Source organism: Citrobacter sp. Cpo221 (assembly GCF_030332345.1).
Taxonomy (GTDB): Bacteria; Pseudomonadota; Gammaproteobacteria; order Enterobacterales; family Enterobacteriaceae; genus Citrobacter; species Citrobacter portucalensis.
In genome coordinates, this window is sequence record NZ_JAOWIA010000029.1 from 307,575 (window position 1) to 322,899 (window position 15,325).

Annotated in this window: 12 protein-coding genes; 8 read left to right on the forward strand and 4 right to left on the reverse strand. The window is 55.8% G+C overall.

The genetic code is table 11. The features are described from left to right. Positions 1-26: 26 nt before the first annotated feature. The 3 genes from OGY72_RS02600 to wzz(fepE) all read left to right on the forward strand — a co-directional run bounded on the left by OGY72_RS02600 (position 27) and on the right by wzz(fepE) (position 5,495). A complete protein-coding gene (locus tag OGY72_RS02600; protein WP_003831185.1) occupies positions 27-245 on the forward strand; it encodes an MbtH family protein in 219 nt (72 codons plus the stop codon). Next, positions 242-4,132: an enterobactin non-ribosomal peptide synthetase EntF gene (gene entF, locus OGY72_RS02605; protein ID WP_286546645.1), complete on the forward strand. Its 3,891-nt coding sequence runs from the start codon at positions 242-244 to the stop codon at positions 4,130-4,132. Before OGY72_RS02600 ends, entF begins: the two co-directional genes overlap by 4 nt. 229 nt (positions 4,133-4,361) lie before the next feature. After that, positions 4,362-5,495, forward strand: a complete 1,134-nt coding sequence (wzz(fepE), locus tag OGY72_RS02610) for an LPS O-antigen length regulator Wzz(fepE) (RefSeq protein ID WP_286546648.1) — start codon at positions 4,362-4,364, stop codon at positions 5,493-5,495. Positions 5,496-5,541: 46 nt separating this feature from the next. Here the strand turns inward: wzz(fepE) and fepC are convergent, their stop codons facing one another. The 3 genes from fepC to fepD are packed head-to-tail and all read right to left on the reverse strand — an operon-like array spanning position 5,542 to position 8,332. Continuing rightward, on the reverse strand, positions 5,542-6,339 hold the full coding sequence (gene fepC, locus OGY72_RS02615; protein ID WP_003831189.1) for an iron-enterobactin ABC transporter ATP-binding protein: 798 nt from the start codon (positions 6,337-6,339) through the stop codon (positions 5,542-5,544). Then, a complete protein-coding gene (fepG, locus tag OGY72_RS02620; protein ID WP_286546657.1) occupies positions 6,336-7,328 on the reverse strand; it encodes an iron-enterobactin ABC transporter permease in 993 nt (330 codons plus the stop codon). Before fepG ends, fepC begins: the two co-directional genes overlap by 4 nt. Further along, on the reverse strand, positions 7,325-8,332 hold the full coding sequence (gene fepD / locus OGY72_RS02625; protein WP_003831192.1) for a Fe(3+)-siderophore ABC transporter permease: 1,008 nt from the start codon (positions 8,330-8,332) through the stop codon (positions 7,325-7,327). Before fepD ends, fepG begins: the two co-directional genes overlap by 4 nt. Positions 8,333-8,441: 109 nt before the next feature. Between fepD and entS the strand changes: the two genes are divergently transcribed. Continuing rightward, positions 8,442-9,677 carry an enterobactin transporter EntS gene (gene entS / locus OGY72_RS02630; protein ID WP_003831193.1) on the forward strand — a complete coding sequence of 412 codons (1,236 nt, stop codon included), beginning with the start codon at positions 8,442-8,444 and terminating at the stop codon, positions 9,675-9,677. A gap of 60 nt (positions 9,678-9,737) precedes the next feature. Here entS and fepB read toward each other — a convergent pair whose 3' ends face one another. After that, complete coding sequence (gene fepB, locus OGY72_RS02635; RefSeq protein WP_197385144.1) at positions 9,738-10,694, reverse strand: Fe2+-enterobactin ABC transporter substrate-binding protein; 957 nt, start codon at positions 10,692-10,694, stop codon at positions 9,738-9,740. 187 nt (positions 10,695-10,881) lie between these two features. On the opposite strand from fepB, the gene entC reads away from it, so the two are divergent. The 4 genes from entC to entA are packed head-to-tail and all read left to right on the forward strand — an operon-like array spanning position 10,882 to position 15,325. Continuing rightward, on the forward strand, positions 10,882-12,057 hold the full coding sequence (gene entC, locus OGY72_RS02640; RefSeq protein ID WP_048235908.1) for an isochorismate synthase EntC: 1,176 nt from the start codon (positions 10,882-10,884) through the stop codon (positions 12,055-12,057). 31 nt (positions 12,058-12,088) lie between these two features. Further along, complete coding sequence (gene entE / locus OGY72_RS02645) at positions 12,089-13,699, forward strand: (2,3-dihydroxybenzoyl)adenylate synthase EntE (RefSeq protein ID WP_003831196.1); 1,611 nt, start codon at positions 12,089-12,091, stop codon at positions 13,697-13,699. A 13-nt stretch (positions 13,700-13,712) separates the two neighbouring features. Further along, the gene (locus OGY72_RS02650) at positions 13,713-14,570 is read left to right on the forward strand and encodes an isochorismatase (RefSeq protein WP_286546668.1); all 858 of its coding nucleotides are present in this window, start codon (positions 13,713-13,715) and stop codon (positions 14,568-14,570) included. Beyond that, entirely contained in the window at positions 14,570-15,325 is a 756-nt protein-coding gene (entA, locus tag OGY72_RS02655; protein WP_286546671.1) for a 2,3-dihydro-2,3-dihydroxybenzoate dehydrogenase EntA, read from the forward strand. The genes OGY72_RS02650 and entA overlap by 1 nt, the downstream gene beginning before the upstream one ends.

Here is a 15,325-nt window from a genome sequence, read left to right on the forward strand (position 1 = left end):
ACGATGTTCCACGACAGGAGTTGAGTATGGAATTCAGTAACCCCTTCGATAATCCGCAGGGCCAGTTTTACATTCTGCAAAATCCCCAACGTCAGTTTAGCCTTTGGCCGCAGCAGTGCTCGCTTCCTGCTGGCTGGCAAATTGCTTGCGAACCTCAATCCCAGGAAGCCTGCCAGCAATGGCTGGATGCAAACTGGACCACGCTGACGCCAACGAACTACGTCGATGTGCAGGAGGCTCCATGACTCAGCGTTTACCGTTAGTGGCGGCTCAGCCGGGGATCTGGATGGCGGAAAAACTCTCCACATTGCCCTCGGCGTGGAGCGTGGCGCACTACGTAGAATTAACTGGCGAACTGGACGCGTCGTTGCTGGCGAAAGCCGTTGTGGCGGGCCTGGAGCAGGCCGATACTCTGCGGATGCGGTTTAGCGAAGATAACGGTGAGATCTGGCAATGGGTGGATTCTGCGCTCGCCTTTGCGCAACCTGAAATTATCGACCTGCGCGAAAAAGCCAATCCACATGAGGCGGCGCGTGCGTTGATGCAGGCAGACCTGCAGCAGGACATACGTGCTGATGGCAATAAGCCGCTGGTTTTTCACCTGCTTATACAGGTGGGAGAAAAGCGTTGGTATTGGTATCAGCGTTACCATCATTTGCTGGTCGATGGCTTCAGTTTTCCAGCCATTACCCGCCAGATAGCCGCAATTTATCGCGCATGGCTACACGGCGAGCCTACGCCTGACTCGCCTTTTACGCCGTTCGCCGAGGTGGTGGAAGAGTATCAACAGTACCGTCAAAGCGATGCCTGGCAACGCGACGGCGCTTTCTGGCGCGAGCAGCGAAAGCAACTCCCGCCTCCTGTCTCGCTGTCGAACAATCCGTTGCCGGGACGATCGGCCAGCGCGGATATTATTCGTATGAAGTTAACCGCGCCTGAAGGGGCGTTTCGTCGGCTTGCGGCACGTATGCCTGACGTTCAGCGTGCGGATCTGGCCCTCGCGCTGGTGGCATTGTGGCTGGGACGTTTATGCAGCCGAATGGATTATGCCGCCGGGTTTATCTTTATGCGGCGTATGGGGTCGGCGGCGTTGACCTCCACTGGACCGGTTTTAAACGTACTGCCATTTGGTGTGAGGCTGGATGCGGCAGAAAGCTTGTCTGCACTTGCACAACGACTGGCCGGACAGTTGAAGAAAATGCGTCGGCATCAACGTTATGATGCCGAACAAATCGTTCGCGACAGCGGGCGTGCAGCCGGTGCCGAGCCGCTGTTTGGCCCGGTGCTGAACGTGAAAATATTCGACTATCAGCTGAATATTCCCGGCGTTCAGGCACAAACCCACACGCTGGCGACAGGGCCGGTGAACGATCTTGAGCTGGCGTTATTCCCGGATGAAAACGGTGGGCTGAGTATTGAAATTCTGGCCAATAAACAGCGCTACGATGCAGAAATGCTGGCGCAGCATGCCTCGCGTTTAATCGGGCTTATCGAGCAGTTTGCCGACAATCCGGCGCTATGCTGCGGCGACGCCGGGATGCTGTTGCCAACAGAAAATGAGCGGCTGACGAAGATTAACGACACGATCGTCGAGATCCCGTCCACTACGCTAAGCGCGCTGGTGGCACAGCAGGCCGATAAAACGCCGGATGCCCCGGCGTTGGCCGATGCCCGCTATCAGTTTAGCTATCGCGAAATGCGCCAGCAGGTCGTGGCGCTGGCGAGGCTTTTGCGTGCACGCGGCGTCAAGCCTGGCGACAGCGTTGCCGTGGCATTACCGCGTTCCGTGTTCCTGACGCTGGCGCTGCACGGTATTGTTGAAGCCGGTGCAGCCTGGCTGCCGTTGGATACCGGATACCCGGACGATCGCCTGCGGATGATGCTCGAAGACGCGAAGCCAAAATTGTTGATCGCGACCAATGAGCAACTGGCGCGCTTTAGCGATATTCCTGGGCTGGAAAGTCTGTGCTATGACTCCCCCCTGCCAGCAGAAGATGCTGCTCCGCTGGCACTATCTCAGCCCATTCATACTGCCTATATCATTTTTACTTCCGGTTCTACCGGTAGACCAAAAGGGGTGATGGTTGGGCAAACCGCCATCGTTAACCGTCTGCTGTGGATGCAAAATCACTATCCGCTGACCGCGGATGATGTGGTGGCGCAAAAAACACCGTGCAGTTTTGACGTCTCGGTATGGGAGTTTTTCTGGCCGTTTATTGCCGGGGCAAAGCTGGTAATGGCAGAGCCTGAGGCGCACCGCGACCCGCTGGCGATGCAGCAGTTCTTTGCCCAATATGGGGTGACGACCACGCACTTTGTTCCCTCTATGTTGGCCGCTTTTGTCGCTTCACTGACGCCGGAAACCGCGCGGGAGAGTTGTGCCTCGCTGAAACGGGTATTTTGCAGCGGCGAAGCCTTGCCTGCAGATTTATGCCGTGAGTGGGAACAGTTAACTCATGCGCCACTGCACAATTTGTACGGACCAACGGAAGCGGCGGTTGATGTGAGCTGGTATCCGGCCTGGGGGGAAGACCTTGCTGATGTAACCGGCAACAGCGTGCCGATTGGCTATCCGGTATGGAATACCGGTTTACGTATTCTGGATGCCATGATGCGCCCGGTGCCTTTCGGCGTGGCTGGTGACTTATATCTGACGGGGATCCAACTGGCGCAAGGTTATCTGGGCCGTCCGGATCTGACCGCAAGCCGTTTTATCGCCGATCCGTTTAACGCTGGCGAACGCATGTACCGTACCGGGGATGTGGCTCGCTGGCTGGAAAATGGCGCGGTGGAATACCTTGGGCGCAGCGATGACCAACTTAAAATTCGCGGACAACGCATTGAGCTCGGCGAGATTGACCGGGTGATGCAGCAATTGCCAGATGTCGAGCATGCCGTTGCCCACGCCTGCGTATTCAACCAGGCGGCGGCGACAGGCGGCGATGCGCGTCAACTGGTGGGGTATCTGGTGTCACAATCGGGTTTACCGCTGGATACGTCCGCGTTGCGGGAAAAGCTGCGTGAAAAACTGCCTGCGCATATGGTGCCGACAGTATTGTTGCAACTGGCGGAGCTGCCGCTTAGCGCGAACGGTAAACTGGATCGTAAAGCGCTGCCGATGCCACAGTTGACGTCGCGTGTTTCCGGGCGCGCACCGCGAGCAGGGACTGAAACCACCATCGCGCAGTCTTTTGCGGCTTTACTGAATTGCGAGGTGAATGACGTGGCGGCAGACTTCTTTGCGCTTGGCGGACATTCGTTGCTGGCGATGAAGTTGGCAGCACAGTTGAGTCGGGTTTTTGAGCGTCAGGTGACGCCGGGGCAGATTATGGTGGCCTCTACCGTTGAACAACTGAGCGCTCTGTTGGAGAGCACTGATGATGAACAGTCGCAGCGTCTGGGATTTGAGGCACTGCTGCCGCTGCGTGAAAGTCACGGCCCAACGCTGTTCTGTTTTCATCCGGCGTCGGGTTTTGCCTGGCAGTTTAGCGTGCTGTCGCGATATCTCAGCCCGCAGTGGTCGATTATAGGTATTCAGTCGCCACGACCGGATGGGCCTATGCAGACGGCGGAAAACCTCGACGCGGTATGCGAACATCATCTGGCAACGTTGCTCAGTCAACAGCCTCATGGACCTTACTATTTATTAGGTTATTCGCTGGGCGGCACGCTGGCACAGGGGATCGCCGCGCGCTTACATGCCAGAGGAGAGACGGTTGCATTCCTCGGGCTGTTGGATACCTGGCCGCCGGAAACGCAAAACTGGCAAGAAAAAGAGGCTAATGGGTTGGATCCAGCGGTACTGGCGGAGATCGAGCGTGAACGCGAAGCGTTTCTGGCGGCGCAGCAGGGGAATGCGTCAGAGGCTTTATTTAACGCAATCGAAGGCAACTACGCCGATGCGGTTCGCCTGCTTACCACGGCGCACAGCGTGCCGTTTGCAGGTCACGCCACGCTTTTCGTCGCTGAGCGCACGTTAGTACCGGGTGTGAGTCCTGAGCGCAGTTGGTCGCCGTGGATATCCAGTCTGGATGTTTACCGCCAGGATTGCGCGCATGTTGATATTATTTCCCCCACCGCATTTGAGGTGATAGGACCTGTAATAAATACACTGATTAATAAATCTGTGTAACAAGACGAATATTGCTATCGCGGTGATCGAATAATTCCATAATGTAAAAAATATGTTATGGAATTGTTCTTCTTTGTGCGGTGCAAGGTGATGAAAGGGGTGAATAAATTCCGAATATAATTTTTGGTAGGGCGACAAGCACAAAGAATGTTTCGGATAATTCTGACTAGCTGGTAGACTTCTCCCACAGGAATGTTTTTCTTTTAGGAAAGTTTTCAGGTCACGCAACATGTCATCATTAAATATAAAGCAAGATAACGTTTCGGAATTTACTGGGTATCCTCAGCCAACGGCAAACGCAAATGAAATCGATTTAGTGAATCTAATCGAAACCTTATGGCACGCAAGAACGAAAATTATAGCGACCGTTTTCGCCTTTGCCTGTGTGGGTATTCTGGTCTCTTTTCTGCTGCCACAAAAATGGACCAGTCAGGCCATCGTGACGCCAGCTGAAGCGGTTCAATGGCAGGGATTAGAGAATACGCTGACCAAATTGCGCGTGCTGGATATGGATATTAGCGTTAGCAGTGGTGATGTGTTTAACCTGTTTATCAAAAAATTCCAGTCGCCTTCATTGTTAGAAGAATATCTGCGCTCTTCGCCTTACGTAATGGATCAATTGAAAGGTGCTGATATCGACGAAATGGAGTTGCATCAGGCAATTCTCAGGCTCAGTGAGAAAATGAAAGCGGTTGATACTAACCTGGGTAAGAAGAACGAAACTTCGCTGTATACCTCATGGACGCTGAGTTTTACCGCACCTCAGGCCGAAGAAGCCCAGTCAGTGCTGAAGGGATATATCCAGTATATTTCTGCCCTTGTGGTGAAGGAAACGTTGGAAGATATTCGCAATAAATTGTCCATCAAAACCAGTTATGAAAAAGAGAGACTGGAGATGGATCGCGTCAGGCTCAAAAACCAGCTGGAAGCAAATATCCAGCGACTGAACTACTCGCTGGAGATCGCCAATGCTGCCGGGATTAAAAAACCGGTTTATAGTAATGGTCAGGCTGTGAAAGATGACCCCGATTTCTCTATTTCACTGGGTGCTGACGGCATCGAACGTAAATTAGAAATAGAAAAATCAGTAACGGATGTTGCTGAAATTAACGGGGAATTACGTAATCGCCAATATCACGTTGAGCAGCTGTTAGCGATGAATGTGAGCGACGTAAAATTCACACCGTTTAAATATCAACTTTCACCTTCGCTGCCGGTGAAAAAAGATGGTCCGGCTAAATCAATGATCGTTATTCTGGCCGCATTACTGGGGGGAATGGTGGCGTGTGGTGGTGTTCTGTTGAACCATGCCATGATGTCGCGTAAGCAAAAAATGACGTTTATTGATCAGCAAATGGTGTGATGAATTGTCGTATGGCGGCAAGCTGGCCGCCATACTGTAACGCGTGTTATTTGTTGCGTCCAAGCGGCACCACCAACGGCGTTCCGGCAACCGGATCGTCGATAATCATACAGCGCAGTCCATAGATTTTTTCAATAAGCTGCGCGGTGACGATCTCCTTCGGTGCACCCTCGGCAATAATTTTTCCGTCACGCAGCGCGATCAGATGTGTTGCATAACGACAGGCCTGATTCAGGTCGTGCAAAACGGCGGCCAGCGTGTAGCCTTTTTCCCGATTTAGCTCACTCAGCAGTTCCAGCAGATCGATCTGATGGCTGATATCCAGCCAGGTGGTGGGTTCATCGAGCAGCATAATCGACGTTTCCTGCGCCAGCACCATCGCAATCCATGCACGCTGACGTTGTCCGCCGGAAAGGGTATCCACACTTTGTGATGCCAGGTGGGTGATACCCGTCGCCTGCATGGCGTTTGAGACCGCAATTTCATCCTCTTGCCGCCAGCGGGTAAACAGCGGCTGGTGCGGGTAGCGTCCGCGGGCAACCAGCTCCTGTACCGTAATATCCCCCGGCGTGGTGGCGTTTTGCGCCAGCAAACCTATTCTGCGGGCGACTTCTTTGCTGGCATAGTGCTGAATATGCTCGCCGTCGAGCCAGACCTTGCCGTGCGCGGGCGTCATCAGACGACTCAGCGTGCGCAGTAATGTTGATTTCCCGCAGCCGTTTGGCCCGATAATCGCGGTGAAATGGCCGTTGGGAATCGACACATTGAGGTTTTCCGCCACGGTAAATTTGCCATAACCCAGCGTTAACTGGTCGCCACGCAAACGGGCTACTGATTCGATCATTTTTTGCGGGACTCCTGAATTAACAAGACGATAAGATAAATACCGCCGAGGCTTACGGTGACAACGCCCACCGGAAGCTGATAAGGCATAAACAGCTGTTGGGCGCATAAATCCGCCATCAGCAACAGCAACGCGCCGCACAGCGCCGACAGGGTTAATCCCCAGCGCGATGTACCGCTTATACGTCGCGCGATATGCGGCGCGACAAGAGCAATAAACGAGATAGGACCGGCCAGCGCGGTTGCGGCAGCGGTTAGTACCACCGCAACCAGCATCATCATTAGACGTGAACGCTCAACGCTGACGCCAAGCGCACAGGCGCTGTCATCACCCATTTCCAGTAAGCGCATCCGGCGTACCAGCAGCGCGGCGCATACCAGCATGATGATAATCAGCGGGGCAGACGGCCAGGTTTTGGCCCAGGTCAGGCCATTGAGCGATCCGGCGTTCCACAGCCCAGCCGTCAGCGCGGTTTCTAATGATGCTTTCAGCAGCAGCCAGGTGTTGAACGCCACCAGCATGGCGCGAATGCCGATACCGATAATAATCAGCCGGAAGGTGTCGATACCATTGCGCCAGGCGAGCGCCCAGACCACCAGAGAAGTCAGGATCCCACCCAGCATGGCTGCCAGCGCGATAGCGGTGAGATGCTGTCCGAATAGCACCATTGCCACCAGCACACCGCTCCAGGCCCCGGTATTGAAACCCATCACATCCGGGCTGCCCAGCGGGTTGCGCATCAGCGACTGGAATATTGCGCCGCTCACGCCGAGCGCTGCGCCAATCAATAGCGCCATGAGCACGCGTGGCAAACGCCATTCGGTCACCACCAGCGTAATACTGCGCGGCGCATCGCCGAGCAGGGCGGCAATAATTTGCTGGGTTTCCAGCGTAACAACGCCGCTACGCAGGCTCCACAAACCCATGACGAGACAACCTGCAACCAGCAGCAGGCTGCTGGTTATCAGGCGGCGGGAGAGGTGCATCATGCGCCACCTCCGCGCGATTTACGGCGTACCAGAAAGATAAGCACCGGTGCACCGATAAACGCACTGACTACCGACACGCGCAGCTCGCCGGGGACAATTAGGCGACCGATTATATCGGCAATCAGTAACAGAGAAGGCGTTGCCAGTAGGGTTACGGGCAGTGACCAGCGGTGATCCGCCCCCACCAGCCAGCGTGCCATGTGCGGCATCATCAGGCCGATAAAGGCGATAGGACCGACAATCGCGGTCGCACTGCCGCACAGTACGGTAATAACCAGCAGGCCAATAAACTGCGTGCGAGCGACTTTACTGCCAAGCGCGGTAGCGGTGTCGCTGCCGAGGCTCAGGCTATTCAGGGCGCGACTGAGGAACAGTGCGACAGCCGCGGCAATCAGTACCGGTACCAGCACAACCTTCAGCGTTTGCAGGCTGCGGATATCCAGTGAACCGGCCTGCCAGAAACGCAGCTGATCGTAAACGTCCGGGTTGAGCAGGGCGATGCCGGTGGATAATCCTTCCAGCACCGCGCCCAGCGCAACGCCCGCCAGCGTCAGACGCACCGGGCTTAACTGCCCGCCGCCCTGACTGCCGGTAAAAGCTACGATCAGCGACGCAGCCAGCGCACCGCAAAAGGCCATCAGCAGCTGCTCTTGCGCAGAGGAAAAGCCGAACAGCGCGGCCCCCAGCACAATAGCGAAGCTGGCGCCGGAGTTGACACCCAGAATGCCGGGATCGGCGAGAGGGTTACGCGTGAGCGTTTGCATAAGTGCGCCAGCCAGGCCCAGCGCGCCACCGGCGAGCAGCCCCGCCAGCGTGCGCGGCAGGCGCGCGTCCAGCACGATGGTGCAATCAGCACTTTGACAACTGCCGGTGAGCGCATCCAGCACCACGGAGGCAGGTAGCGACTTGGCGCCAATAACCAGACTTAATACCGTGGTGAGAACAAGTAACAACAATAGTCCGGGCACGGCGAAGGCACGTGTCGCGGAAACAGAGCATGACATATCAACTTCCCTGATAATGATAGTAATTATCGTTATCGATCTTATTTGGATATGTTAGCATGTGCAGCCATCGAATGGATATTGAAAAAGTACCTGGTAAGGCTCTGTAATGAATCGACAATCCTGGCTGCTCAATCTCAGCCTGTTAAAGACCCACCCAGCATTTCGCGCTGTCTTCCTCGCCCGTTTTATTTCCATTGTCTCTCTGGGGCTACTCGGCGTGGCGGTTCCGGTACAGATCCAGATGATGACCCAGTCGACCTGGCAGGTGGGGTTGTCGGTGACGTTGACCGGTAGCGCAATGTTTATTGGCCTGATGGTGGGCGGAGTGCTGGCCGACCGCTATGAGCGTAAAAAAGTGATCCTGCTGGCGCGTGGAACCTGTGGTATTGGCTTTATTGGCCTGTGTCTGAATGCGCTGCTGCCCGAACCGTCGTTGCTGGCGATTTATCTGCTTGGCTTATGGGACGGTTTCTTTGCCTCTCTGGGCGTGACCGCATTGCTGGCTGCGACGCCAGCGCTGGTTGGGCGCGAGAATTTGATGCAGGCTGGGGCGATTACCATGCTGACGGTGCGTCTGGGATCGGTAATTTCACCGATGCTTGGCGGGGTGCTGCTCGCGACTGGCGGCGTGGCCTGGAACTACGGACTGGCGGCGGCGGGAACCTTCATTACCTTACTACCGTTGCTGAGCCTTCCTGCGTTGCCGCCTCCGCCGCAGCCGCGCGAGCATCCGCTGAAATCGCTGCTGGCGGCATTCCGCTTTCTGCTTGCCAGCCCGCTGATTGGCGGCATTGCGCTGCTCGGTGGTCTGTTAACCATGGCGAGCGCCGTGCGTGTGCTGTATCCGGCGTTGGCGATTAACTGGCACATGTCGAGTGCGCAAATTGGCCTGTTGTATGCGGCTATTCCGCTAGGGGCAGCCGTGGGCGCATTGACTAGCGGACAACTGGCGCACAGCGTTCGCCCGGGACTGATTATGCTGGCATCGACCGTGGCTTCATTTCTGGCTATCGGCTTGTTTGGTTTGATGCCCGTCTGGCAGCTTGGTGTGGTTTGTCTGGCGCTGTTTGGCTGGTTGAGCGCGGTCAGCTCTTTGTTGCAGTACACCCTGTTACAAACGCAGACGCCGGAAGCGATGCTCGGACGAATTAACGGTTTGTGGACGGCGCAAAACGTCACCGGCGATGCGATTGGCGCGGCGTTGTTAGGTGGTCTGGGCGCGATGATGACGCCGGTTGCTTCGGCAAGCGTGAGTGGATTCGGGCTGGTGATTGTCGGTCTGCTACTGCTGCTGTTGTTGGGAGAAGTACGCCGATTCCGGCAGGTCCCCGTGAATGTCTGATCGCGTTGTGCTCTACGGTTGTAGGCCGGATAAGGCGTGAGCCGCATCCGGCGCTGACCATTAAAAGAGAGCTGACAGACGTTGCAGCAGCAGCGTGGCGCTGTAGTAGTCGAGACGGAAGGTTTCCGTACCCAGGGCGTAAACGCGTTTATTCTGCACGGCTGGCAGATGCGCCAGAAGCGGATTGGCGTAAATAGCGTCGGCATCTTTGCTGTCACCAGCAAACAGGAACAGCGCTTCGCCGTTCAGGCCTGCCGCCAGGTTCTCACCGCCAAGCTGGATGATATCGTGGCGTTTGCCCTGACTCTGGCTGGTGTGCAAGTTGGCAGGCAGCGTTGCCAGCGTGAACCCTAACTGCTCCATCAGCTTGCCTTGCGCTGACTCAGGCGTCCACAGGTTGGCGCTGTGCGCCGCTGCGGTATATACCAGCGCGCTGACCGGCTGTGGTGGCAGGGTAATATGTTGCTTAACCGCCTGAAGCTGCTTATCAAACTCGGCAATTCGCGCAACTGCCTGTTGCTCCTGACCGGTAATTTCACCTAACTGGGTCAGCAGCGACTGCCAGCTTTTATCGTCGTAATTAATGATGAGCGTTGGCGCAATGGTGGACAGCTGATCGTATAGCGCGAGGGCAGAATCTCCCCCAGTGGCGCTTACGAGAATCAGATCCGGCATTTGAGCTGCGACGGCTTCGGCGCTCGGTTCGCCGATATACAGGCGGCTCAGTTTGCGTTCTTTTGCCACTTCGCTCCACTGGCGTAAAAAGCCCTGCGCATCGCCGATGCGATTGTTCGGCGTAGTGGCACCGCTGGCAATGACCGGGGCATCAATCGCCAGCAGCGAGCCGGTGAGGGTCACGCTGGTGGATACAATTCGCTGCGGCTTATGCTCAAGCGTATGCGTGCCGCGGCTGTCAGTAACCTGACGCGGCCAGTCGGCGGCGTGACCTGAAGAAATTCCTGAAAGAGATAAACCTGCCAGTAAGAACACGGTGCGGCAAAAAGAGGGGAGACTCACGAATCGGCTTCCTGTTATCTGTATGAGTAATGCTTCTCATTTTCATTGTTAGCGAGCAAGGATGCAAGCCAAAGTCGCACATTGTGCTACCACAAGAGTTGACATACCGCCGCTTTACTTTTAGGTTAGCGACCGAAAATATAAATGATAATCATTATTAGAGCCTTTATCATTTTTGGAGGATGATATGGATACGTCACTGGCCGAGGAAAAAACGCAGACTATGCCGACGCTCGCTCCCGACAGTTTTTTCTTTATGTCGCCGTACCGTAGTTTTACGACGTCAGGATGCTTCGCCCGCTATGCGGAACCGGCAATTGATGGCGATTCGCCAGACAGCCCTTTCCAACAAAAAATGAACGCACTGTTTGCTGATGCCAAATCTCAGGGCATCGCGAACCCTGTCATGGTCGGGGCGATTCCCTTTGATACCCGCCAGCCATCATCGTTGTTTATTCCCCAATCATGGCAGAGCTTCTCTCGTACGGCGAAGCAGCAATCATCACGTTACTTTACCGCGCATCAGTCGCTGAACGTCGTTGAACGTAAATCGATCCCGGAACAGGACTTTTTTGAAGATATGGTCGCCCGGGCGGCTGCGCTGACGTCCACTCCGGAAGTCGACAAAGTTGTGTTGTCACGCCTGATCGATATCACCGCCGATGCCAACATTGACAGCGGTGCGCTGCTGGAGCGTCTGGTGGCGCAAAACCCGGCGAGCTACAACTTCCATGTACCGATTGAAGACGGCGGCGTATTGATTGGTGCCAGCCCGGAACTGTTACTGCGCAAAGAAGGCGATCGTTTCAGTTCTCTGCCGCTGGCGGGCTCTGCACGTCGTCAGCCTGATGATGTGCTGGATCGCGAAGCAGGGATCCGCCTGCTGGCATCTGAGAAGGACCGCCATGAGCACGAACTGGTGACGCAAGCGATGAAAACGGTATTGCGCGATCGCAGCCGTGAACTACAACTGCCTTCTTCTCCGCAGCTGGTTACCACGCCGACGCTCTGGCACCTCGGCACGCCGTTTGAAGGTAAAGCTAACCCGCAGGAAAACGCCCTGACGCTGGCGTGCCTGCTGCATCCGACGCCTGCGCTGAGCGGCTTCCCACATCAGGTTGCGCGCAAGCTTATCGCCGAGCTGGAGCCGTTCGATCGCGAATTGTTCGGTGGCATTGTTGGCTGGTGTGATGCCGAAGGTAACGGTGAGTGGGTAGTGACGATCCGCTGTGCGAAGCTGCTGCGCAATCAGGTACGTTTCTTTGCCGGAGCAGGAATTGTTCCAGCCTCTTCCCCGGTTGCGGAATGGCGCGAAACGGGGGCTAAGCTCTCCACGATGTTGAATGTTTTTGGACTGCACTAAGAGCCTTGTGGACTGGTTTTAAGGATCAATAATGAGTATTCCTTTCACCCGCTGGCCGGAAGAGTTTGCCCGCCGCTATCGTGAAAAAGGTTACTGGCAGGATTTGCCGCTGACCGACATTCTGACCCGTCACGCCGACAGCGAGCATACGGCGGTAATTGATGGTGAACGCCATCTGAGCTATCGCCAGCTGAATCAGGCCGCTGACAATCTTGCCTGCAGCTTGCGTCGTCAGGGGATCAAGCCCGGCGAAACCGCGCTGGTACAACTGGGCAATGTGGCTGAGCTGTATATCACTTTTTTTGCGCTGCTCAAGCTGGGCGTAGCCCCGGTGCTGGCCCTGTTCAGCCATCAGCGTAACGAACTCAACGCCTATGCCAAACAGATTGAACCGGCGCTGCTGATTGCCGATCGCCAGCATACGCTGTTTAGCGGCGACGATTTTCTTAACGCTTTTGTGGCCGAACACAATTCAGTGCGCGTGGTGCAACTGCGCAACGATGAAGGTGAACATAATCTGCAAACGGCGATAAACCAGCCTGCGACTGATTTTACTGCTACACCGTCGCCCGCTGATGAGGTGGCGTACTTCCAGCTTTCTGGCGGGACGACCGGGACGCCAAAGCTGATTCCTCGCACTCATAACGATTACTACTACAGCGTGCGTCGCAGCAATGAGATTTGCCGCTTCACCGGGGAAACGCGTTATTTATGCGCAATTCCGGCGGCGCATAACTACGCCATGAGTTCGCCAGGCGCGCTGGGCGTATTCCTGGCCGGTGGCACTGTAGTGCTGGCGGCTGACCCGAGTGCCACTCTGTGTTTCCCGCTGATTGAACAGCATCAGGTTAACGTCACGGCGCTGGTGCCACCTGCGGTGAGCCTGTGGTTGCAGGCGATTGCGGAGTGGGGCAGCAATGCGCAACTGGCTTCGCTGAAACTGCTTCAGGTCGGTGGCGCGAGACTTTCCGCCACGCTTGCGGCACGTATTCCAGCCGAGATTGGCTGCCAGTTGCAGCAGGTCTTCGGCATGGCGGAAGGGCTGGTGAACTACACCCGTCTGGACGACAGTCCTGAGCGCATCATCAATACCCAGGGTCGCCCGATGTGTCCCGATGATGAAGTCTGGGTAGCAGACGCTGACGGCAACCCCTTAGCCCAGGGAGAGACCGGACGCCTGATGACGCGTGGTCCGTACACCTTCCGCGGTTATTTCAAAAGTCCTGAGCATAATGCCAGCGCCTTTGACGCCAACGGCTTTTACTGTTCCGGCGATCTGATCGCTATCGATCCGGATGGTTACATCACCGTTCAGGGGCGTGAAAAGGATCAGATCAATCGCGGCGGGGAGAAGATCGCCGCTGAAGAGATTGAAAACCTGCTGCTGCGCCATCCAATGGTGATCCATGCCGCGCTGGTCAGTATGGATGATGAACTGATGGGCGAGAAAAGCTGTGCCTGGCTGGTGGTGAAAGAGCCGCTGCGCGCGGTGCAGGTGCGCCGTTTTCTACGCGAACAGGGCATAGCGGAATTTAAATTACCCGATCGTGTTGAGTGCGTTGAGTCATTACCGCTGACTCCAGTGGGGAAGGTAGATAAAAAACAATTACGTCAGTGGCTGGCATCACGTTCACTGGCCTGAAGGAGAAATAGAAATGGCAATTCCTAAACTGCAGGCTTATGCGCTACCAACGGCGCTCGATGTTCCGGTGAACAAAGTCGACTGGGCATTTGACCCTGAACGCGCCGCGCTGCTGATCCACGACATGCAGGATTATTTTATCGGCTTTTGGGGCGATAACTGCCCGATGATGGAGCAGGTCGTCGCGAACATCGCCGCGCTGCGCCAGTACTGCAAAGAGCATAAAATTCCGGTGTATTACACCGCTCAGCCGAAAGAACAGAGTGATGAAGACCGCGCTCTGCTCAATGATATGTGGGGACCGGGCCTGACGCGTTCCCCGGAACAACAAAAGATCGTTGAGGCGCTGGCACCGGATGAAGCGGATACCATTCTGGTGAAATGGCGTTATAGCGCATTTCATCGCTCCCCGCTGGAACAGATGCTCAAGGAAACCGGACGTAATCAACTGATCATTACCGGGGTGTATGCGCATATTGGCTGTATGACCACCGCAACGGACGCCTTCATGCGTGACATCAAGCCGTTTATGGTTGCCGATGCGCTGGCGGACTTTAGCCGTGACGAACACCTGATGTCGCTGAAATACGTGGCGGGACGTTCCGGACGCGTGGTAATGACCCAGGAATTATTGCCGACGCCGGTCCCGGCCAGTAAAGATGCGTTGCGCAGCGTTATTCTGCCGTTGCTGGATGAGTCTGAAGAGCCGATGGATGACGAAAACCTGATCGACTACGGGCTGGATTCCGTGCGCATGATGGCGCTGGCGGCGCGCTGGCGTAAGGTTCATGGTGACATTGATTTCGTGATGCTGGCGAAAAAACCGACCATTGACGCATGGTGGGCGCTGCTCTCCCGAGAGGTGAAGTAATGGCTGGATTTGATTTTGCCGGGAAAACCGTCTGGGTAACCGGCGCGGGTAAAGGGATTGGCTACACCACGGCGCTGGCGTTTGCGAATGCTGGCGCTGAGGTGACAGCATTCGATCGCGAATTTCCTCAGGATAACTACCCGTTTGCGACCGAAGTGCTGGATGTGGCGAATGCCGGACAGGTAGCTGAAGTGTGCCAGCGCGTCCTCAAAGCGCGCGAGCGTTTAGATGTGTTGGTCAATGCCGCAGGTATTTTGCGTATGGGGGCCACCGATGCGTTGAGCGCTGAGGAGTGGCAGCAGACGTTTGCGGTTAACGTTGGTGGGGCGTTCAATCTGTTTCAGCAGACGATGGCGCAGTTTCGTCGCCAGCAGGGCGGGGCGATCGTGACCGTCGCGTCGGATGCGGCGCACACGCCGCGTATCGGCATGAGTGCTTACGGCGCGTCAAAAGCCGCGTTGAAAAGCCTGGCGCTGACCGTCGGACTTGAACTGGCGGGCAGCGGTGTGCGCTGTAATGTGGTGTCGCCAGGCTCGACCGACACCGATATGCAGCGCACGCTGTGGGTTAGCGATGACGCGGAGCAACAGCGCATTCGTGGATTTGGCGAGCAGTTTAAACTCGGGATTCCGCTGGGGAAAATTGCCCGGCCACAAGAGATCACTAACACTATTTTATTCCTCGCCTCTGATCTGGCCAGCCACATTACGTTACAGGATATCGTGGTGGACGGCGGTTCCACGCTGGGGGCATGA